The sequence below is a fragment of the Arcicella sp. GW458-12-2-14-TSB2 genome (assembly GCF_059423785.1).
The window spans coordinates 1-23,174 of sequence record NZ_JBWKYN010000092.1 but is presented as its reverse complement, the minus strand read 5'-3'; the positions used below and the strand labels follow the sequence as shown (position 1 = coordinate 23,174).

General features: G+C 34.5%; 18 protein-coding genes. 13 read left to right on the top strand and 5 right to left on the bottom strand.

From position 1 onward, the window contains the following. Positions 1–39: 39 nt before the first annotated feature. Positions 40–1,023 (bottom strand): helix-turn-helix domain-containing protein, encoded by a 984-nt coding sequence (locus AC07XN_RS14140; RefSeq protein WP_323246950.1) that lies wholly within the window; start codon positions 1,021–1,023, stop codon positions 40–42. A gap of 254 nt (positions 1,024–1,277) precedes the next feature. Then, positions 1,278–2,900 (bottom strand): S8 family peptidase, encoded by a 1,623-nt coding sequence (locus AC07XN_RS14135; protein ID WP_494743548.1) that lies wholly within the window; start codon positions 2,898–2,900, stop codon positions 1,278–1,280. 476 nt (positions 2,901–3,376) lie between these two features. On the opposite strand from AC07XN_RS14135, the gene AC07XN_RS14130 reads away from it, so the two are divergent. From AC07XN_RS14130 to AC07XN_RS14105, 6 genes are all read left to right on the top strand, one after another. Continuing rightward, positions 3,377–4,618 carry an MFS transporter gene (locus tag AC07XN_RS14130; RefSeq protein WP_494743547.1) on the top strand — a complete coding sequence of 414 codons (1,242 nt, stop codon included), beginning with the start codon at positions 3,377–3,379 and terminating at the stop codon, positions 4,616–4,618. Continuing rightward, complete coding sequence (locus AC07XN_RS14125; protein WP_494743546.1) at positions 4,618–5,757, top strand: MalY/PatB family protein; 1,140 nt, start codon at positions 4,618–4,620, stop codon at positions 5,755–5,757. Before AC07XN_RS14130 ends, AC07XN_RS14125 begins: the two co-directional genes overlap by 1 nt. A 145-nt stretch (positions 5,758–5,902) precedes the next feature. Continuing rightward, positions 5,903–7,621: an IlvD/Edd family dehydratase gene (locus tag AC07XN_RS14120; RefSeq protein WP_494743545.1), complete on the top strand. Its 1,719-nt coding sequence runs from the start codon at positions 5,903–5,905 to the stop codon at positions 7,619–7,621. 115 nt (positions 7,622–7,736) lie between these two features. Next, a complete protein-coding gene (locus AC07XN_RS14115) occupies positions 7,737–9,719 on the top strand; it encodes an alpha/beta hydrolase family protein (RefSeq protein WP_494743544.1) in 1,983 nt (660 codons plus the stop codon). A 324-nt stretch (positions 9,720–10,043) separates the two neighbouring features. Beyond that, positions 10,044–11,144 carry a carboxypeptidase-like regulatory domain-containing protein gene (locus tag AC07XN_RS14110; protein ID WP_494743543.1) on the top strand — a complete coding sequence of 367 codons (1,101 nt, stop codon included), beginning with the start codon at positions 10,044–10,046 and terminating at the stop codon, positions 11,142–11,144. A gap of 24 nt (positions 11,145–11,168) precedes the next feature. Then, the gene (locus AC07XN_RS14105; protein WP_494743542.1) at positions 11,169–11,936 is read left to right on the top strand and encodes an SDR family NAD(P)-dependent oxidoreductase; all 768 of its coding nucleotides are present in this window, start codon (positions 11,169–11,171) and stop codon (positions 11,934–11,936) included. A 159-nt stretch (positions 11,937–12,095) separates the two neighbouring features. On the opposite strand, the gene AC07XN_RS14100 is transcribed toward AC07XN_RS14105, so the two are convergent. Continuing rightward, positions 12,096–14,906 carry a TonB-dependent receptor gene (locus tag AC07XN_RS14100; RefSeq protein ID WP_494743541.1) on the bottom strand — a complete coding sequence of 937 codons (2,811 nt, stop codon included), beginning with the start codon at positions 14,904–14,906 and terminating at the stop codon, positions 12,096–12,098. A 301-nt stretch (positions 14,907–15,207) separates the two neighbouring features. On the opposite strand from AC07XN_RS14100, the gene AC07XN_RS14095 reads away from it, so the two are divergent. The 5 genes from AC07XN_RS14095 (at position 15,208) to AC07XN_RS14075 (ending at position 20,136) form a co-directional block, all read left to right on the top strand. Continuing rightward, a complete protein-coding gene (locus AC07XN_RS14095; protein WP_494743540.1) occupies positions 15,208–16,434 on the top strand; it encodes an alpha/beta hydrolase family protein in 1,227 nt (408 codons plus the stop codon). A 107-nt stretch (positions 16,435–16,541) separates the two neighbouring features. Next, on the top strand, positions 16,542–16,952 hold the full coding sequence (locus AC07XN_RS14090; RefSeq protein WP_309916119.1) for a hypothetical protein: 411 nt from the start codon (positions 16,542–16,544) through the stop codon (positions 16,950–16,952). 106 nt (positions 16,953–17,058) lie between these two features. Then, positions 17,059–17,946: a glycosyltransferase family 8 protein gene (locus AC07XN_RS14085; protein ID WP_309916116.1), complete on the top strand. Its 888-nt coding sequence runs from the start codon at positions 17,059–17,061 to the stop codon at positions 17,944–17,946. Between the two features lie 484 nt (positions 17,947–18,430). Further along, the gene (locus tag AC07XN_RS14080) at positions 18,431–19,324 is read left to right on the top strand and encodes a glycosyltransferase family 8 protein (RefSeq protein WP_309916113.1); all 894 of its coding nucleotides are present in this window, start codon (positions 18,431–18,433) and stop codon (positions 19,322–19,324) included. A gap of 38 nt (positions 19,325–19,362) precedes the next feature. Continuing rightward, positions 19,363–20,136 (top strand): glycosyltransferase family 2 protein, encoded by a 774-nt coding sequence (locus AC07XN_RS14075; RefSeq protein ID WP_494743539.1) that lies wholly within the window; start codon positions 19,363–19,365, stop codon positions 20,134–20,136. A gap of 133 nt (positions 20,137–20,269) precedes the next feature. Here the strand turns inward: AC07XN_RS14075 and AC07XN_RS14070 are convergent, their stop codons facing one another. Beyond that, positions 20,270–21,181 (bottom strand): histone deacetylase family protein, encoded by a 912-nt coding sequence (locus AC07XN_RS14070; protein ID WP_494743538.1) that lies wholly within the window; start codon positions 21,179–21,181, stop codon positions 20,270–20,272. Positions 21,182–21,244: 63 nt separating this feature from the next. Beyond that, positions 21,245–22,138, bottom strand: a complete 894-nt coding sequence (locus tag AC07XN_RS14065) for a LysR family transcriptional regulator (protein ID WP_494743537.1) — start codon at positions 22,136–22,138, stop codon at positions 21,245–21,247. A gap of 96 nt (positions 22,139–22,234) precedes the next feature. On the opposite strand from AC07XN_RS14065, the gene AC07XN_RS14060 reads away from it, so the two are divergent. Continuing rightward, positions 22,235–22,831, top strand: coding sequence for an NAD(P)H-dependent oxidoreductase (locus tag AC07XN_RS14060; RefSeq protein ID WP_494743536.1), 597 nt, complete (start codon positions 22,235–22,237; stop codon positions 22,829–22,831). A gap of 12 nt (positions 22,832–22,843) precedes the next feature. Next, on the top strand, positions 22,844–23,134 hold the full coding sequence (locus tag AC07XN_RS14055; protein WP_309916099.1) for a putative quinol monooxygenase: 291 nt from the start codon (positions 22,844–22,846) through the stop codon (positions 23,132–23,134). Positions 23,135–23,174 lie beyond the last annotated feature (40 nt).

Below are 23,174 nucleotides of genomic sequence, written 5' to 3'. Positions count from 1 at the left end.
GAAAAATGCCTGCAAAATTAATTTTGCAGGCATTTTTCTTTATTTCAATTGATTGAGTTCTAAACTTAATTCTTCAATCAAAGATTTTGCTCGTTCTAAAGAGATTCTAGGTTCTGGAAGTTCTTTGCTGATAAAAGCAGACACTTCCCAAATCTCAGCAATTGATTTCAATGAAATTTCAAAACTTGGAATAGAGGAATCATCAGAGCTTAGTAACAAAGTGCCTTTTACTTTTATTTGATTATAAACTCTTCGATAAATAATCCCTTGTTGTGGCGTAATCAAAATATAAAATTTGCCATCCAGAATATTTGTCCAGTGTTCGATGGCATTGCCAATTACTACTGAGTTTTGTAAAGGGAAATCACTGCCCATTTCAAAAGCCCTGCTTTTTTCAGAGCTCACAAATGGAAGGGAGAATGTAGCTAATGTCTTGATATACTCCGATTTAGTATAATTAGCTAAATAATCTTTAATCTGACTTCTTTTTACATAAGGAATCCTAATTTCAAAACTCTTTTGTGGACTTTCGCTAAGCGGTTTATTATTGTTAGTGTACTGATTATCAGTAAATGACTGGAAAGTTTTTTCTGAAATATTATAGTTTACCCTATTAGGTACAAATTGTTTCTCTGTACGTATAGGTTGCTTGTCTTCTTCCTTTTCTTGAAAATACTCATCAATAATTTTAGCAATAGGCTGTGCTTCAACTTCTTTTTTCTGAAAAGTACCCACTGTATCATTTACTGGTACTTTTACTTGTTCCATGATTCCAGTAGTACTTTGTCCCAAACTTATACCCGGTGTCTCCCTGATTTTTCTAATATCAGTCTTTATCAGCGAATCAACCGATGTGCCAAATACCTGAGCGATGGTTTTCAGGTTTTCTAAATTTGGGTTTGCTCTGGCCTCTTCGTAAGCTCCAAGCAGAGAACGCTTAATACCAATTCTACGTGAGAATTGTTCTTGAGTAAGTCCATTTAATCGACGAAGATACTTTATATTATTGCTAACGATAGACATGGTTTGAAGGTTAATCTGAAGCTCTTGTCTTAATTAACGTTTACAAGAAAAATTATTCATTGATGAAAAATGTCATTATATTTTACTATTGCCACGTATAAAGCAAGCTAATTTTATTAAAACTCATCTTGTTTTTTTCTGACAAAAGTTTTTGAAAAATAACCAATATTTCAATAAAATACTAATTATTGCTTCAGAATGAATTGATAAATTCAATATGTTAATTGACATTTATTAAAATCAACGAAATAGCACTAATTTTTAGTCGTATTTTCTTTTATTTTTTCAGCCATCTTTACAGCTTCGTAAGCATTCACTATTCCTCCGCTGGTAGAAAGCTTTCCAAACTCTATTAATTCAGACGAACCCGGACGAGCAACTTTTAATTGCGTTAGTTTGATTGATGACTCCAGAATGATTTGCTTTATTTGTTTATAATCAAGCTCAGGATAATACGAAATCAATAATGCTGCTAAGCCACTTACAACGGGTGCGGCCATACTTGTGCCACTTAAATCTTCATATTTTGAACCCACTACAGTAGATTGAATGTCTACACCAGGAGCAAAAACATCAACCGTTTTCTGTCCATAATTTGAGAACTCAGCCACTGTATTGGGAGATTGCATCCAAGACGTCGCTCCTACTTCAATCCAGTTATCGGCTTCACTGCCATCCAAAAATCGTTTTGTTGGATAATTTTCTTTCGTATCAATGTCTTCATTTTCATTCCCTGCCGCATGAATTAACAAAACACCTTTCGACTGAGCAAATTTTACAGCGTCATCAACCGCACTTTTTTGCGGAGAAACTGTTTTTCCGAAGCTCATATTAATCACTTTCGCTCCATTTTCAACCGCATATAAAATAGCATTCACTACATCCTTATCACGCTCGTCACCATCAGGCAATGCCCTAACTACCATAATCTGAACATTATCGGCTACACCTGCAATCCCTAAATCATTATTCCTATTAGCCGCCACTATTCCTGCTACGTGCGTTCCGTGATGTGCATCTGGACCTTTTACTTCGTTATTGCCATAATTTCTATCATGGATATTATTAACGTCATCACCAATTAAATCTCTAGGATTATACGTTAAGTTGATGCCATAATTTAGTTGAGTATCATAATATTCAAAAGCCTCTCGAAGTTTGGCTTCATCCTGACCTAAATCCAAAATCAGTTCAAATACTCTTTTTGCTTTCTTTAACTCCTCTGTGTCTTTACTCCCGATTTTAGTTAACTCTTCCTTTGTAATATCCTTTACACCTAGATGCTTGCAAAGCGAGAATTTCGCTTCAATAAATTTGTGGTATAAATTAATTACAAAAGTACCTTGCTCTTTTACTTCACTTACTTTGCTTTCATACGCTAGTTTATATTTCTTGTATAAATTATATTCTTCTTTTTCGCTAGCAGACAGTTTTTCTATATCTACTTTAACTTGATACTTCTTTTGAAGTCTAGCAAATTCACGCGTAATTTCCAGACTCTCTTTAGCGATATCTTCACCTGCTTTATTTCCTAAAAAATCCCATCCATGAATATCATCAATATACCCATTGTTATCATCGTCAATACCATTATTAGGTATCTCTTTAGTATTAACCCAGATTTTATTACATAAATCTTCATGAAGAATATCTACTCCAGAATCAATAATAGCAACGATAACAGGTTTTGATTTTTTGGTTCTTAGTATATCTCTATAAGCTTTTTCGGTACTTATTCCTCTTACTTTATCATCCAAGAAATCTAGGTTGAACCAATTTGACGGCGCACGGTCTAACGAAGGTTCAAGGTATTGAGCATTAGTAACATGGAAGAGAAAGATAAACCAAATCAGACTTAGTTTTGATATAATATTCATAGTGGTAAAAAAACATTAAGGATTATAACATTTTGTTGAGTGAATTATATAGTAAAGCTATGAAAAAGGAAATTCAGATAAAAATGACTGTTTTAAAAGAAAAAACTAAATATTGGTTATATTTTGCTTTTTGAGCCAAAATTTAATCATTTTTTTGATATTTTATCATTTTTAATCATAAAATCACCTTTATATGTGGTATAACTTTTGTATAATTTCAATCTTCAGCTAAGTGTAATTAGCTGATTTACAATATAATCCGGAGTGGTTAGTATAATTATAATAAAACAATGAGTAAAAATACCACAAGTATTTACAACTATTGTATGGATATTCCAAGAATATTTTTTTATTTTTTAAGCTTATTTTTTATTTACCTCATTTAATACTGAAAAATGAACCTGTAACGCAACTGAATAGTTTAATGATATGATGTATATACATTAAATTTGGGTATCTCCATAAATTCAGAAATTATGAACAAAATCCTTTACGAAAAGAAAAATTTTTATCCTTGGCTTATTTGTTTTTCTGGTTTATTGATTCTCGTTGTCATTAATGGATTAACTACTACTTCCCTCTCAGTTTTTGATAATGCTTTTATCTCAGAATTCCATTGGAAACGAGATGAATTAAAACTTCGCGAATCCATCACTAATAGTGTTACTTTATTTTTCATTTTAGTTTCTGGAATTATTATTGATAAAATTCGTGTAAAAAAAATGATGCTTTTCGGAAGCCTAATATTAGCCATTGCCTTGTTTTCATATAGCTTTGTCACTAACAAATATCAAGCCTATTTTATTCATTTTCTTTTAGGAGTATCCATGATTACAGCAGGTTCGGTGTCTTGTATCATATTGGTTTCATCATGGTTTCAAGAGAAAAAAGGATTAGCATTAGGTATCGTTTTGAGTGGTACAAGTTTGGGCAGTGCCATATTTTCTCCTTTTAATCACTACCTACTACACGAATATGGCTGGCGACAAAGCTTTACCTTTTTGGCCATTTTTCCCGTTTTAATTTTTATTTATATCTATTTTTTTGTTGAAAACTCGCCGAGTGATGTTGATATAAAACCATTAGGAAATCTGAATACTGTTAATAATTTATTGACAGAAGGAATGACCTATCCAGAAGCCACCAGAACACATTTGTTCTGGTTAATTTGTCTATGTGGATTTTTAACTTTTTACTGTTTAGTAGGAACAATTGCCAATATTTTTCTACATTTGGTTGGTTTAGGCTTTACTGAAAAACGTACAAGTTTTTATTTAGGTTTGTACTTTATTATAGCATTATTCGCTAAATTGTTCGTCTCTATCTTTTCAGATTATATTAATCCTTACCTAGTTTTTTCAATTTGTTGTATCATGATGATACTGGGGTTTTTCGGACTTACTATGATGGATACGGCTTTAATATTGCCCTCTATTACATTGATGGCAGTAAGTTGGGGCGGTATTTATTCACTATATAACATTATTGCGATTAAAACATTCGGGCTAAAAGCCGCTGGGAAAATCAACGGTACGATTAACATGTTTGAAGGTGGAGGCGCATTGCTTGGACCAGTGATGACTGGATTTGTTTTTAATTTAAACCATTCTTATCAATTAGCGTTTATGATAAACGCAGGCTTAATGTTTATTGTCTTATTGCTTTCTTTAAGATTCAAAGCATTTATGCTGAAATTACGCAAACCAATTATCGAATAATGAAATATAATTTCGACGAAATTATCCATAGGAAAAATACAGACTCTCAGAAATGGGATATGTTCAACGACCCTGAAAACGTAATTCCTATGCCCGTGGCAGATATGGATTTCAGATGTCCTGAACCTATATTAGATGTATTAAATAGTATTACACAACATGGCGTTTTGGGTTATGCCATTGTTCCTGAGCGATTAAAAGACATCCTTCAAGAACGCCTAAAAAACCTATATAATTGGGAAACAGAAAAAGAATGGCAAGTATGGATTCCGGGGCTAGTACCTGCAATTTATGCTAGTTGCAAAGCTTATGGCGAGATAAACGACGCTGTGATGACGGCTATTCCAGTATATCATCCTTTCCACCTAGCACCTGCTGTGGTTGGCAAAAAACTTCAAACATTTCCGATGATAGAAGTTGCAGGTCGCTGGACGTTCGATTTCGAAGCCTTAGAAGCAAATATTACTGCTGAGACCAAGCTATTCATGCTTTGCAATCCGCATAATCCAGGGGGAACAGTTTTCACAAAAGAAGAATTAGAGCAACTGGTTGATATTTGCGAAAAGCATGACATTATCATTTGCTCGGATGAAATTCATGCAGATTTGATTTTGGATGCCTCCAAAAAACACATACCATTAGCCAGTTTAAGTGAAAAAGCTGCTAATAGAACGGTTACCTTGATGGCGCCCTCTAAAACTTTTAATATCGCAGGTTTGGGATGTTCGGTAGCCGTTATATCAAATCCTGTGTTAAGAAAGAAGTTTGAGATGGCCAAACAAGGTTTTTTCCCTCCGCTAACCCGCTATTCACAAGATGCAGCCATTGTGGCTTATCGTGACTGTGAAGATTGGCGTTTGGCTTTGATTGACTATCTTAAAGACAATCACGATTATTTATACCAATCTCTGAACGGCTATAAAGGATTAAAATTATTACCGTTGGAAGCAACATACTTAGCTTGGATTGATGCGAGGGAAACAGGCATCAACGATATTCAGGAAAAATTGTTAGCAGGTGGCGTAAGGATTATGGATGGAAAAATATTCAAAGGCGAAGGGTTTTTTAGGCTAAATTTTGCTTGTCCAAAAGCTCTATTAATCGAAGCCGTTGATAGAATCAAAAAGAGTTTGGCTTAAAAGAAATGATGTACCTCCAAGTTTTAAGATACCTTGGAGGTTTTTTTATGGATATTTGTAAAATACCTTTCAAAAATCAGGATACAAAATCGGTAAAATTTTGATAATTTCCGCTTTGTAAATAAAACTATGATTATTTGGCAATATGGAAGACAATAAAGCACTACGCTCTCAAAATTGGTTTGGTAAAACAGGAAAAGATGGATTCATTTACCGAGCGTGGATGAAAAACCAAGGGATTCCGCATGACGAATTTGACGGTCGTCCTGTAATTGGTATTTGTAATACTTGGTCTGAGCTTACCCCTTGCAATGCCCATTTTAGAGATTTGGCAGAAGCCGTAAAAATTGGGGTATACGAAGCTGGCGGTTTTCCTGTTGAATTCCCAGTGATGTCGCTGGGGGAAACCCTGATTAAACCAACTGCCATGTTGTATAGAAACTTGGCAAGTATGGATGTGGAAGAATCTATCCGTGCCAACCCGATTGATGGTGTGGTTTTGTTGTGCGGTTGTGATAAAACTACTCCATCATTAGTAATGGGTGCTTGTAGTGTAGACATTCCAACGCTTGTAATTTCGGGCGGACCAATGCTCAAAGGACACTTCAAAGGAAAAGATATTGGTACATCGGATGTTTGGCGTTTTGCCGAAGCATATAAATTAGGGCAAATCTCACAGTCTGAATTTGTGGAAGCAGAAGCGTGCATGGCTCGTACCCAAGGTCACTGTGCTGTAATGGGAACAGCCTCAACGATGGCTACTATGGTAGAAGCCTTAGGATTATCTCTTCCGAATAATGCTTCTATTCCTGCAGCTGATGCACGTAGAAAAGTGATTTCGCAATTTTCTGGAAGACGTATCGTAGAAATGGTGAAAGAAAACCTTACTCTTTCTAAAATCCTTACACGTGAAGCTTTCGAGAATGCCATCATGGTAAATGCTGCGATAGGTGGTTCTACCAATTTTGTTATTCACTTATTGGCAATTGCAGGTAGAATTGGCGTGGATTTAAACATTGAAGATTTTGATAAATTCTCACAACATATTCCTTTGTTAGCCAACCTTCAACCATCAGGCGAGCATTTCATGGAAGATTTGTATTATTCGGGTGGACTGCCAGCGGTTATCAAAGAAATGAGTGGAATCATTCATAATGATGCCCTGACTGTAAACGGAAAAACAATAGGTGAAAACTGTGCTGATGCGGAGGTGTATAATAGAAATATTGTAGCTACGATGGAAAACCCATTTAAGCCTAATTCAGGTATTGCAGTTGTAAAAGGAAACCTTTCACCCAATGGAGCAGTATTAAAACCTTCTGCGGCTACGCCTGCATTGATGGTACACCGTGGTAAAGCAGTAGTTTTTGAAACCATTGAAGACTATCATGAGCGAATCGACCATCCTGATTTAGACATTGATGAAAACTCTATCATGGTCTTGAAAAATGTTGGGCCTAAAGGTTATCCAGGAATGGCCGAAGTAGGCAACATGGGGATTCCTAAAAAGTTATTAGAAAAGGGAGTACACGATTTAGTTAGAATCTCCGACGGTAGAATGTCTGGAACAGGCTTTGGAACAGTTGTGTTACACGTTTCGCCCGAAGCAGCGGCTGGTGGAAATTTAGCATTAGTTCAAAATGGTGATTATATCAGTTTGGATGTACCTAACAGAACGTTGAATCTGGAAGTATCTGATGAAGAGTTAGCAGAAAGACGCAAAAATTGGCAAGCAATCAATATGAATATTACACGTGGGTATGTAAACCTATACATCAATCACGTAGAACAAGCACATTTGGGTGCTGACATGGATTTCTTAAAAGGGAAATCTGGCAGTACTGTTACCAGAGATTCTCATTAAAATATTTATATAACGATTGAATCTCTATAACAATCTTCAATAATTCCCCAATGTATTCGTCAACATTGGGGAATTTTATTATCTTCGATTTTATTCATTAATCTTCAACAACAACATGAAAAAACATTTATTGCTACTCTCCTTTTCGTTATTTACAAGCCTTGGTTTACAAGCACAAGCACCCACAAAACGTCCCCTCAAACCAACGGATGTCTATCGTTTAAAAACTGTTTCTGATGCCCAGATTTCACCCGAAGGAAACTGGGTAAGTTATACGCTTTCAGCGATTGACTCAGCTAAAAATAAACGCAATGCAGATATTTACATGGTTTCGTGGGATGGTAAAGAGACTATTCAATTAACGAATAGCCCAGACGGTGAATCGCAAGCACGTTGGAGTCCCGATGGCAAATATCTCTCTTTTATTTCCTCAAGAAATGGGCTGACAAGTAGCCAAATTTGGCTAATGGATAGAAGAGGTGGCGAAGGGAAACAACTGACCGATTTTAAAAAAGGTGATTTGAATGATTATGCATGGTCGCCAGATGGTAAAAAAATTGCGTTGGTGATTAAAACCTCCGCAGATACTTCAAAATCAAAATCTCCTAAACCGATTGTCATCGACCGTTTTCAATTCAAAAGAGATGTGGAGGGTTATATCACTAAAAGCTACACCCACTTGTATTTGTATGACATCGCAACAAAGAAAATAGATACTCTTACCAAAGGTAATTTTGATGAGTCTTCGCCTGTATGGTCGCCAGATGGAACACAGATTGCGTTCTTGAGTAATCATACTGCCGACCCTGACAAAAACTCTAACACTGATATTTTTGTGATAGATGCGAAGACAAATTCGACGGCAAAACAAATTACGACGTGGACAGGAAGAGACTATTCACCAGTATGGAGCCCTGATGGTAAGCAAATTGCTTATATGAGGACTACAGCCTCAGAAGACTATATCATGTATGACCAGTCTATCTTATGTACTGTTTCAAAAGATGGAGGCGAACCAAAACTATTGAGTAAATCACTAGACAGACCAGTTTCATCACCAAAATGGTCTAAAGATGGCTCTGCTATTCTTGCCTTGGTAAGTGACGATAGAATCAGATACATAGCACAATTCAGCCCTATTGATGGTAAATTGACAAAGCTATTAGATGGTGAAAGAAGTTTTGGTTCTTTAGAAAGACACCCATCTGGTTCATTTTTGACGAGTATGTCTAACCCACAAACACCTGCAGAATTATACGTTTTTGAAAATAATAACCTTAGGAAACTTACCAAACATCACGATGAGTTTCTAGCACCATTGGCTTTGGCAAGTGTAGAGGGCTTTACTTCAAAAAGCAAAGATGGCACTGCGGTTTCAAATCTTTTGTATCGTCCTGCTAATGCTTCAAAAACGGAGAAATTGCCTACTATATTTTTTATTCATGGTGGCCCAGTAGCACAAGATGAATACAGTTTTGATTTAAGTCGCCAAATGCTGGCAGCGGCTGGATACAATGTAGTGGCTGTAAACTATCGTGGTTCAAATGGCCGTGGTTTGGCTTATTGTAAAGTGATTTCAGGTGACTGGGGAAATAAAGAAGTAATGGATATTTTAGGTGCGACTGATTATGTAGTAAATAATGGCATAGCTGACCCAGAAAAACTAGGTATTGGCGGATGGAGCTATGGCGGAATCCTGACAGATTATACTATTGCTACGGATACTCGTTTTAAAGTAGCATCGAGTGGTGCTGGTGTAGCGATGATTTCATCTATGTATGGTGCTGACCAATATATTTTACAATATGAACATGAATTAGGGGCTCCTTGGAAAAACTTTGATAAATATGTTGCGTTGTCTTACCCATTCTTGAAAGTTGAAAAAATCAAAACCCCAACACAATTTATGGTAGGTGAAAGTGATTTTAATGTACCTGCCATTGGTAGTGAACAGATGTATCAAGCCTTTAAATCGGTAGGTATTCCAACAGAATTAATTATTTATCCGGGTCAATTTCATGGCATTACGAACCCAAGTTTTCAAATCGATCGTTTTGAACGCTATTTAAAATGGTTTGGTAAATATTTGAAAAAATAAATCTTAAAAACATCGATACTTATCTCTGGGAATGTCTGTATTATTTTATACATTCATTCCCAGATTTTTTTATGACACAATAAATGTAATCAGGTAATTTAAAAGCATCTTTTCAATATTAAGTAGTGATGCACTGTATTAAAAAACAAATGAATGGGCAAATATTATTTTGCGAGAGCAATTTTATTAGCCTGAAGTAAATTGTGATTAGTGACTATCAATTAGCATTTCAAATCACTAGTTATCAATTGCTTACAAAAAACAATAACGTTGCTTAAATTGTATTGATTACTTAACACATAAATTAAATAACGCAATTATTCTATGAAAAAGGCTCTTTACAGATACAGCTTATTATTATTTTTAATGCTAAGCTCGCAATCTTTTTTAGGGCAGGAATTAATTAAAGGAAGAGTAATTGACGAGCAAACCAGTGAGGCTCTACCCTTCGCGGCAGTATTTGTGGTTGGCTCATCTATTGGTACTTCAACAAATGAAAAAGGAGAGTTTACCTTAAAAGTGCCTTATGGGACAATCCAAATCGGGGCGTCATTTATTGGTTATAATACAATTAGTTCTATTTTTGAAACTAAGCAATTGCATGCCAAGATGCTTACCTTTAAATTATTAGCGATTAGCAAAGAACTATTAGAAGTGAAAATTGTAGCGAAACATAGTAGACAATGGCTGCGAGACTATAAAACTTTTAAACACGAGTTTTTAGGAGTAGATGCTAACGACAAAAACTATGAAATAGAGAATCGAAATAGCATAAGACTAAACTGGGAAGATAATACGCTGATTGCCCAATGTGAAGAACCGCTGATAATTACTAATCGAAAATTAGGATATACAGTAATTAGCTCGCTCAAAGAATTTAGCTACAAAACAAATGGTGATGTAGCCTATTTAAGTATTACTCGTTTTGAACCTTTGAAAGCTGAGACTCAAGCTGAACAAGATGCTTGGATTAAAAACCGTAGAGAAGCTTATCTTGGTTCTCCAAATCATTTTTTTAAATCGATGATTAATCATCAGCTTGAGCATAACAAGTTTTTAGTCATCAAGGATACTTTAATTAATTATCGCATTTATGATTTTTATGATAAGCTTTCTAATAAAGCTTTTAAGCTAAATTTAGATAACATAGTTTCACCAGATTCTGCCAACCATCAGTATTTTTTAAGGCTGAATTCTCCTATTGAAATTGTTTATGAAGGTAAAAACGATTTTACGCCTAACCGTCGATATAGATATATGCGTTATGAATACACTTCTATCGAGCCAGCCAATAAAGAGATGAAGTATTTATCCAAACAAGGGGAATTATATCCTCCGCAATCTTTGAGATTTTCGGGAAGTATGGGTAATTATCGTATCGGAACTGCTTTACCTTCTGATTATGAGCTTGACGAAAAAGAGTAACAACTAGCAACAAACCATAAAATCATGCTTAAAACACGTTTCCAAAACCAAGTAGCTATCGTAACGGGTGCAGGGATTGGCATTGGCTTTGAAATTGCGAGGCAATTGGCAGAACAAGGAGCAAAAGTAATTTTAAATGACATCGACAAAGGTTTGGCGGAGGCATCTACTCTAGCCATTCAAGAAACTGGAGGTATTTGCGAAGCTTTTAGTGGAGACGTTTCCGACTTAACCGTCATACAAGAGTTGATAAAAAGTACTATCGCTACTTTTGGAAAACTTGATATTCTTATTGCTAATGCAGGCATAACTACGTTTGGTGATTTCTGGGAATATCAGCCTGAATCTATGCAAAAGATTCTTCAAGTAAACCTTTTTGGAACATTTTTCCTTACTCAATCTGCCACTAAACAAATGGTAGAACAAGGACATGGAGGTAGTATTCTATTAACATCTTCGGTTACTGGCCATCAAGCTCACAAATATTTGGCAGCTTATGGCATGACAAAAGCAGGTATTGAACAATTGGCTAAAAACTTGGTCGTTGATTTATCACCACATCAAATCAATATTAATACTGTTGCTCCAGGGGCTACTTTAACTGAACGAACGTTAAGTGATGTTAATTATATAGAAACGTGGTCGCGTATTACGCCTACTGGCAAACCTTCTACTGTTCAAGATATTGCTAATGCAGCTCTTTTCTTGGTGTCTCCCCTTTCCAGACAAATTACTGGACAAAGCATAGTGGTAGATGGTGGGTGGACTTCTGTTGGGCCATCGCCTTATTGAGTGATTGAGTGATTGAGTGATTGGAAAGGCGATTTAGATTAAATGAGTTCCCAAAAATCATTTATTTTTTATTTAAAATTAATCACTCATTCACAAAACACTCATTCACAATTAAAAAAAATCACTCAATCGCTAACTCACTAACTCACAATTAAACACCTAACTCTTCCAATACTTCTTCAAATTATAGCTAAACGTAAGCATGAAGAATTGTTGAAGTACATTCGATTGAGCATCTTCAATATACGTCGTTGTAATATTTCTTTGGATACTTGTATTCAATTTCAGTAAATCAAACACAGACAAGCGAATTTCTCCTTGTTGTTTTTCGAATAATTTCTTCGCTACAGCCATATTCCAAAGCGTATAAGACTGATTAAAAGATGACGAAAGTCCAGAGTTTGAATAATAAGTAGCATCCGTATTAAATACAAGGCCCTTCCAGAAAATAACATTCAAACGCACTTTCAGATTTTGATTAAAGTAATTGTTATTCAAACTTGAAGAAACTGTGTTCTGAACATAACTAATGTTTGAGTTTGACGAAATCGTAAAGTCAACATTTGGGCTAATATTACTACTAACTACCAAACCGAAGGCATACTTCTGAGAATCGCTATAATTTAAAACATTGTTAATCAAACCGGGCGTACGCGATAAACTAGCTGTAAGGTTGGTATTGATGTTTAATTTAAGAGACTTTACAGGGAAACCATAAGACATAAATCCTCTTAAAGAATACTGGCCATCTAAATTGACTGGTCGGGATAACTGAGAACCTGCTTTTAATACAATGTCTTTACTGATTACGGTATCTCTGGCTGCTATAAAGCTACTATTAGTAATATTTCCCATCACAAAATTTGCACTCATTAAAGTAACAAAGTTTGAAAAAGTAGTGGGATTCGTTGCGGTGTAGCGCAACGAAAGTTGGTGTTGATATTCCTGCGTAAGCGCTGAATTACCTGTTGACAATTTCAATGGGTTGTTATTGTTCACCACCTCTTGCAATTGACTAACACTTGGCTGTTGCGTTTGTGTTTGATAATTAAAACGGATAGATTTAGCATTACCGCTAATATTATAACGCATTGAGAATGAAGGCAAAATATTGTTAAAGCTTTTATCTAAGTTATACACTTTAGGGAATATTTGCTCATTCATTAAATGTGCATTTTGATAACGTACCTCAGCCGAAATATTCATCGTTCTTGAAAACTGACGAAATCCTGTTCCAATTCTATAATTGTAATAATCGCTATTAAAAACGTTACTTAAAAGTGTATCTAGGCGACTATACGTTTGCTCTGCATCCGAGAAATTATAGGCATACTTTTCTGATTGGTTTTCGTTATACCCAAAACTTGTACTCAAGAAAACAGCACTTTGTTTACTGATAGGTTCGGAATAATACAAACTTGACGATAATCCAAAACCATTAGCATCAGTATGAGAACGCTGATTAAGGATTCTAGCTGATGGGTTTGTACCATAAAAATTATTCACTGATTTCAATGAACCGTCAGCATTTCTATCATTATATGTTGTAGTAACATTGAAAGTCAAAGAACGACCCATTTTGGCAAATCGGTGTCTGAATAATATGTTATTTGAAAAATTGATAGCATGGTTGTTACTAGCATTTTTATTAGTAACATCATTCAGTTTGGTAGTATTAAAATTGGTTACTCCATCATACCCAGAGTTAGCATCAGTCGTCTGAAAACTCAAGTTAGGTGTCATTACCAATGAATTATTATCATCTATTTTATATTCTAATCTAAAATAAGCACGATGGTTCAAACTGTTTGTACTTGAATTACTATTTTCACTATACGTTTGTCCTGTATTTGAACTTTGAATATATTGTTGGTAAGTTTTCTCAACAATTGAATTACTCGCTTGATTTAAGAAATAACTCCCTTGCAATTTTAGTTTTGTTCCCCACTCGTTAGAATAATTTAGACCAAAAGCATTCGTTGAATTATAACCAGGCTGATTATTAACTAAAAAATTGCTAGAATTATCACCGCTCCCGCCAGCACCGCCACCGCCGCGGTTTCCACCTCCGCCACCACCGCCGCCTCTACGCGATTGTGCACTTCCGCTTGCTACACCAATAAGGTCTTCAGAAGAAAAATTTTGCTGATTGATATTGTTTGATTGAAACAAAAGTGTTAGACGACTATTTCCTTTGAATCTATTGATACTTGATGTTACTCTATAGGTATCATTCGTTCCGACACCCGCTGCATTACGTCCAAAAACACCATTTCTCATGTCGGGACGCGTAGTGATATTAACTGTTTTTGTGGTATTACCATCATCCAAACCTGTCAATTGAGACTGCTCGCTCAATTGATCAAATACCTGAATTTTATCAATTACTTCAGCAGGAATATTTTTCATGGCAGCAGTGGCATCTTTTCCAAAGAAAAGCTTTCCATCAATCATTACCTGTTTTACCTCCTCGCCTTGAATTTGCATCTTTCCATTTTCAACAACAGCCCCCGGAAGTTTTTCAATCAATTCGTCAGCATTGGCATCTGGGTTTACCTTGTAGGCACGAGCATTAAACTGTAGGGTATCTTTTTTCTGAATTACAGCAGCTACTTGTCCAACTACCTGTACTTCATTCAAGGTTTGGCTATCTTCAATCAAAAACATGGTTGCTAATGGGATAGTAGCTTCATCCGCCACTGTAAGGGCTTGTCTGTATTCTTTATATCCGAGAAAACTTACACGAACAGAGTAGTTGCCAGCACCTACCTGAGTGAATTGAAACTTACCAGCTTCGTTAGTAGGCACTGTCCTTTTTTTGGTAGAATCTGCAAGGTTAACAAGCGAAACATAGGCACTTTTAAGTATTTTCTGTGTCGCCATCTCTCTGATTTCACCATTAATAGTGGTTTGAGCAGAAAGTTTTGAACAAAATAGGACTAGGGCTAAGAGGATATTTATTTTTTTCATAGCAAACATTTGATTTTTATTTTAACACAAATTAGAAAAACCATTATCTAAGCAATCAGTTTTGAGACAAGCACGAATAATTGTGCGACTTATCTGCAATTAATTTCTTTTGTGGTAACTTTGATTTCTATAGTTCATGTTAACCTTAGATAATTCATATAAAACGCTTAGATTAACGTAAATGGTAATGGTTTAATCATAAATTTTATTTTTTTTAGTTTCACAGAATAAATTGCCTAAACTAGACATAGTTGCTTAAATAATATTTTATTTTCTTCGTTATAAACCATAAAAAAGAACAATGAAAAAACCTCAACACAATAAGATAGTATTATACTTCCTGTTTTTTTGCTTCAACATTTGGATTTCAAGCTGTAAAAGTGACGATACTCCTACTCCAGACCCTACTCCAAGCAATCAGTATTTAGTTAGCAGTACGCTTATTGGTACTTATTCAAAAGATGTATTGAAAACCAGAACAGAAGTATTAACTGGCGGGGTGAACAACCCTATCGTTGCCATTTTCATCAATGACTTATTGAAGTATGATATTAAGGCTTATAAGATTGTCTATAAAACCAAAAATACAGATGGAACAGAAATTCAGGCTTCGGGTGCGCTGATTGTTCCGCAAACTACTGAATCCATTCCTTTAATTAGCCAACAACATGGCACTATTCGGACAGATAACGACGCTCCGTCAAATTATGGAACAAGTAGTGAGTCATATTCTATTGCCTCTCTGTTTGCTTCAAATGGTTATATCATTGCTTGTCCTGATTATATTGGCTATGGCACCTCTAAAAGTATAACCCATCCATACGAGCATCGTGAAAGTTTAGCACAAGCTAGTTTAGATATGATTCGTGCATCAAAAGAATTTATAACGAATGAAAAATTAAATTGGAGCAAGAAATTAATGATTACGGGATATTCTCAAGGAGGTTTTGCGACGATGTCTTTACAAAAGAAAATAGAAGAGCAATACCCAACAGAATTCAATTTGGTGGCATCTTCTTGTGGGGCTGGGGCCTACAACAAAACCGCCTTTATGAAGTATTTAATTAACGAAACCACTCATGGTATTTCTGCATACAATCAGCTATATATTTGGGTTGTACAAACATATAATAGTATATACGGATTAAACAGGGCTATGAATACCTATTTCAAAGAACCTTATGCTACTGATATTCAGACCAATGGTAATAATGCGAATGTAGCTATTAGCTTCAATTTGGCTTTTGCCGATGCCTTCAAAAAAAATGTGAATGATGGAACCGATACTCAGTTCATGAATGCGGTAAAAGATAATGATGTTTATGACTGGGCTCCTAAAACAGAAACACAACTTTATCATGGCGATGCCGACCAACAAGTATTCTATTTGAACGCTACTACGGCTTATGCTGCCATGAAAGCAAAAGGAGGCAATGTGACATTAATAACAAAATCAGGGGGTACACATGGCTCTACTTTGCAGGATTATGCACTAGGAACATTTAATTTTTTTAATGGTAAAAAGTAAATTATTTCAAAATGGTTTTTTACTTCTAAGTAAAAATGTCCATACTATTGAAAATTTCAATAATTGTTTATAATTTTATCAAAACCATTAAAATCCATTAATAATCAATGCAACTTTCGCTAATTTCTGAAATGCCCGAATTGGAGAAGAAAATCTTCTTGGACATTTATGCTAAGGTGTATTTTGATACTCGCCGTAATCGACCGAGGTTAAAAACCATTGATGGACAAGCCATTCCTTGCGACCTAAAAATTGGTTGCCCTACAAAAATCATTTCAGATTTCCCCGAAGGTACAATCTATAAATTGGATGCTCGGCTGATACAAAAAAATGGGCGTCAGCCTTATTTCTTAACTATTAATAAGAAGAAAGTACAGCGAGCAATTGAATTTTTTGAGCATAATTTGCAAATTCAAAAGGGACTGAAAGCTGAATGCAAAACTAAAAAAGTGACCTTTGAAAAGGTAAAAAAAGAGAAAAAAAATGACCCTTTCAAAGATGATATTTCTATTTTCTAAAACAAAAGGTTGATTATTATTAATCAACCTTTTGTTTTAAAAGTAATTAATATACAAATTTTGCATACAAGAGAAACCCTACGACTAAGTATAATATTTTAACATTATGAAACAAAACAAGCCTATCACAATAGTAGTAGCTAGCGATAACCATTTTGTTGTATTGATTGCTGCTTTATTGAAATCTATTGATTTAAACCATAAAACGGATGAACATATAAATTTTTATATTATTGAAGACCACATTTCTACTGAATCCAAAAGTCAACTTGAAAAAATAGTCAGCCCTGAAAGAATATCAATCAAATGGGTTAAAAGTAAAGAAATTGTTCCTCATAATGTCTTTTTTCCAGTTGATAGTTCCAGCTTTCCCATCAGTATTTTCTTTCGTTTATTTGCGCCTTACATCATTGATGAAACACTTGAAAAATTAATTTATTTAGATGTTGATACCATTGTGCAGGATGATATTTCTAAATTATGGAATATCTCTTTGAATGAACATACCATTGGCGCTGTACAAGATTATTCTAAAACTATTGACTGCGAATGGGCGGGTATACCAAATTATGCAGAACTAGGGTTATCGCCTGATACTAAGTATTTTAATTCAGGGGTATTATTGATTAATCCCAAAAAATGGAGAGAAGAAGACATTACTAATAAAGTAATTGCCATATTAATCAAATACAAAAAATATGTAAGAATGGCTGACCAATATGGTTTGAATGTGGTGTTTGCCAATAAATGGTTAGAACTAGACCCCAAATGGAATTGGTTTGCGCTTTATAAAGACGAAAACCCTTCGCTCATTCATTTTGTTGAAATAAAACCTATTTTTTTGAATTACAAATTCAATCCAACTTTTAAAGATGAGTTTTATCGATATTTATCGTTGACTCCTTGGAAGAATTTCACACCGATAAGTGGCAACTGGAGACTACTAAGAAAAATACAGAATAAACTAAAAAAGATTTTGCTCAAACTTATATAAGGTAGCAAATAGTTTGAAATCTCATCCTAGGCAAAAGAGTTAGGTTCTATTGATTACACACATCTTTGAAAAAATTAAAATGAGGAGGTAATTATTGATTTAAGAGGTTAATCACCCTCCAAATTGAGCGTCTATTGCCCGAATAGGACAAATACAGTAAATTTTTCCTCACTAATATAGCAAAAACGGCAATTATCAAAATATTAACGTTTTTATTTTTAAAATTATTCTTTAAAGAATGGATGAAGAAAGTTTTTATAATAGTAGCAAAGTAAATTGTATTATGTATATTTTTTTTTTAGATTGTATGAAAGTATGGTATAAAATATGCTATATAACAAAAGACCTAAATTTTTAATTATCTTTAGAGAGATTAGTCTATTGTTTTAATACTTTTTAACGCTGATAGCTTAAATATTTAATTTTAAAATTAGCATCATTGTATAATAACACAGCTTACAAAAACCAAAATATTTATAATATTATGTCAAATTCTATTGAAAAGAAACCAATAACCATTGTGGTGGCAAGTGATAATCATTTTGCCATTTTGATTGCAGCTTTGCTAAAGTCGATAGATCTAAATCACAAAACTGACGAGCATATTGATTTCTATATCATTGATGACGGTATTTCTGCTAAAGCAAAAAGTAGGCTTGAAACTATAGCTGATCCTTCAAGAATTACACTAAAATGGTTTAAAAGCAAAGAAATCATTCCGGCAGACATAGTAATACCTGTAGATACTACGTCTATGCCCCTTACTACCTTCTTACGCATTTTCGCTCCTTATATTATTGACCCTGAGCTAGATAAATTAATTTATTTAGATGTAGATATTATTTTACAAGACGATATTTCAAAATTCTGGAATATTCCTTTGGGCGAATATACGGTTGGTGCAGTTCAAGATTATTCTAAAACTGTCGATTGCCAATGGGCAGGAATTCCCAACTATAAAGAATTAGGATTAGCACCAGACACTAAATATTTCAATGCAGGTGTGTTATTGATGAATCCACAAAAATGGCGTGAAGAAAAACTAACAAACCAAGTAATAACTGCTTTAGTGGATTACAAAGACCACGTTAAGATGGGCGACCAATACGGATTGAATGTTGTATTGGCAAACAAATGGCTTGAACTTGACCCAAAATGGAACTGGTTTGCTTTATATGAAGATGAAAAACCTTACTTGGTACACTTTGTTGAAATTAAACCCATCTTCTCTAATTACCATTTTAAAGAAGTTTACAAACAAGAGTTTTTCAGGTATTTAGCCATGACTCCTTGGAAAAACTTCAAACCGCTTAGTGGCAAATGGAGAATGTTTAGAAAGCTGGTTAACAAAGTAAAAAAGGCTTTGCTAAGATTATAATTGGATAATTACTTTGAATATTTTAAATCATTTACCTAATGAGAAAATTTGACGGAGTAACATTATTAGTTACCCATTATAATAGAAGCAGTTCATTAGAACGCCTTTTGAAAAGCTTTAAAGATTTAGATTGTGTTTTTGAAGACATTGTGGTTTCTGATGATGGAAGTAAAGAAGAACATCAAGCATATTTAAGAAAAATACAACCCGAATATTCTTTTAGGCTTATTACAACCCCAAAAAACAAAGGACTAGGAAATAACCTTAACAAGGGGCAGGATGCCGTAGTAACGCCCTATACGTTGTATGTTCAAGAGGATTTTGTACCGTCAGCTATTTTCCCTACTCATTTTGAGGATGCCCTCAGATTTATGAATGAGGACAAGAGTTTAGACATGGTTCGTTTTTATGCTTATATACAATATCCTTATCTTAAATACTTTGACAAGGGTTATTCTGAAATGCTTTATAAACCTTGGTATTTAGATTATCATAAGATATATTATTATAGCGACCATCCACATTTGAGAAGAAGTAATTATTTCGAAAAATTTGGACGATATGCTGAAGGTATAAAAGGAGACCGCACAGAATATAGAATGTGTTTGGCTTTTATTCAAAACAAAGGAAAAGCATTGTTCTTTAATGAATACAAGTCGCTTTTTGACCAAGTAAATTCTGCTGATGAACCAACAACAATGTCAAGGGGAAGCTGGACTACTAGCGAAAATCCTGTGATACAGTTAGTACGATATTTTTATAGACAAACAAGGTATAACTATGATTTGTTGTTTACTAAGTATAAGTATTGAGTGACTTAGTGATTGTGACAGCCAACATCATCAAGTTATCTTTTTATTTGGTTTAATTTTGATCTATTACTTAACTATTATAATAAGATATTTAATCCGCTCTATTCGAGCGGATTTTTCATTGTATGCTCTATTATAAACTATCAAAAAACATTTTTTGAGCCAGCCTAAAGGTGTTACAATGAGCATCGACAATATCAATAATTTTAGGAGAATATCCCCCACCCATCGATACAACAATAGGTAATTTATAATTGATAGCTTGTTCAAACACAAATTCATCTCTACGATAACAGCCCTCTTTCGTAATACTCAGTTTACCCAACTTATCAGTTGCTAATATATCAACGCCTGAAATATAAAACAGAAAATTTGGTTTATGCTTCTCTATTAATGCGGGTAAAGTTTGATATAAAATATTCAGGTATTCCTCATCTTTTGTATAAGTTTCAAGACCAATATCTAAATCAGATTTTTCTTTATGCAAGGGATAATTCTCTTGCCCATGCATTGAAAATGTAAAAACATTTGCTTGGTCTTGAAAAATCTCGGCCGTTCCATTACCTTGATGAACATCTAAATCAATGATTAATATTTTTGTAGCCAACTCATTATCAATTAAATAATTGGAAGCTACGGCTACATCATTTAACAAACAAAATCCCTCTCCTTTATCTGAATAGGCGTGATGCGTCCCTCCTGCTACATTCATGGCTATTCCATTTGCTAAAGCAAAATGGCAACAGTCTATCGTTCCTTGTGTAATGATGGTTTCTCTCCGTACAAGTTCTTCTGATAAAGGAAAACCTATTTTACGTATCATTTTAGGGTCAAGTCTAAGAAACTTTAAATCTTCCCAATATTGTGTCTTATGTGTACGAACAATCCATTGTTCATCTACAGGTGTTGGTTCAAAAAAATTATCTTTATCACAAGTACCTTCATACAATAATTGCTCAGGAATAAGTTCATATTTCAGCATCGGAAAACGATGCCCTTCAGGAAGAGGGTGTTGATAGATGGGTGAATAAACGATTTTTAGCATATACTTTAAATAATACAATAATTGGTTGTGATACCTCCTCTATACAAGACACATTACTTAATATCACATTTTACTTGCTATACTTTTCTTAATCAACGCTATTTCTTTTTCATACACTGTTTTTTTTCGATGGGCAAAATAAAGTGTATTGATTAGCTTTGATTTGCCTTCCCAAATTAGCTTAATATTACCTTTATCAAGTTCTTTTTGACAGAGAAAACTAGGAATAATAGCCAAGCCTTGCCCCTGAGCTAAACAACGAACGATAGAGTTGAGGTTGGGAACAATATAATTAGGTCGAAAATCGGGATACTTATTAAAATTCAATTGCCAAAAATGCCTTAAATGTTCCATATCGCCTGTAGTGCCATACCATTTTTGGGTTTTAAGCCATGCTTCTAATACTTCACAGTCATTCGTAGAGAGTATTTCTTGAAACGCCTCTACATCAATTCCGTTGCCTCCTACCATCACTATATTTTCTGAAGAAAATGGATAATATTCAATTCCATCTTTTTCTAACACTTGAGGCGTAACAATTAAATCGATAATTCCCTTTTCTAGGTTTTCTATCATCAAAGGGTACTCCCCAAATTGTAAGATAATATTAAAGGGAAAACTTGGTATAAATTCTTCTAAAGAAGCCTGAAAGGTTTCAAAACACATTCCCAAACTAATGGTTGGTGTATGTTTTTCAGTACTTCTTTGAAAGTTTTTCTCTGCCTCTTCTAGTTTACTCAGGGCTTGAACCGTAAAGTTATATAATACTTTACCCCTTTCAGTCGGAATCATCTTTCTGCCTGTTCTATCAAAAAGCTTATAGCCTACATAATTCTCCAGCGAGCTCAAATGTAAGCTTACGCCGGGCTGAGAAATAAATAATTGCTCGGCTGCTTTTGTAAGCGTTCCTGTTTGATACACTACTTTAAAAGTTCGATACCATTCTAAATTAACCATTTTACTATTATAATTATGATAGATTACTATAAATCATGTTATTTTTATAATACAATTTCTCGCTATACTTTTGTTCCATTAACAACAAAAGAAAAGATGACAACAAAGGTTTTTATCATAAATGGCGGACAAAAGTTCGGTCATTCTGGAGGTAGATTCAACGAAACTATTTTCCAAGAGAGTATCCGTTTCTTCAATCAACACCCTGATTTTGAAATCAAAACTACTAATATTAACGAAGAATACAACCCTTCTGAGGAGGTAGAAAAGTATGTTTGGGCAGATGTAGTTATTTATCACACGCCTATCTGGTGGTTTCAATTACCGCATGATTTGAAAAAATATATTGATATTGTTTTTACAGAGGGCTACAACAAAGGGATTTATCGTAGTGATGGACGTTCATCCGCCAATCCAACCATCAATTATGGAACAGGCGGTACGCTTCATGGAAGGAAATATATGCTAACGACATCATGGAATGCACCAAAAGAAGCATTTACATTGCCGAATGAATTTTTCATGGAAAGAAGTGTAGATGATGGACCATTGTTTGGGTTTCATAGAATGAATGCTTTTACAGGAATGACTCCATTGGATAGTATTCATTTTCACGATGTGGAGAAAAATAGTAATATTGTAAGAGATATGAGTCTTTATCAAGATCATCTCCGTAAAATTTTCTTAAACTAACATTTTTCTCTGATGAATATTTATCTCACGGCCATTGTCAACAGTAAACCAGAACATGTTGAAAAAGTAAAAGCTATTTTAGAAGCATTGGTGGTTGAATCTCGTAAAGAACCTGCATGCATTCAATACGATTTGCACCAGTCTATCGCAGCTTCAAACATTTTTACTTTTCATGAAATATGGGAAAGCATGAGCGGGTTGGATAATCATAATCAGCAACCATACATTGCTAGCTTTGTGGCTCAATTTGATGAATTGTTAGAACAACCTGTAACGGTTTATCAGGCGTTGAAAATAGCATAGAACATATTTTTTCCTATTAGCAGGTGACTTAAGTCACCAG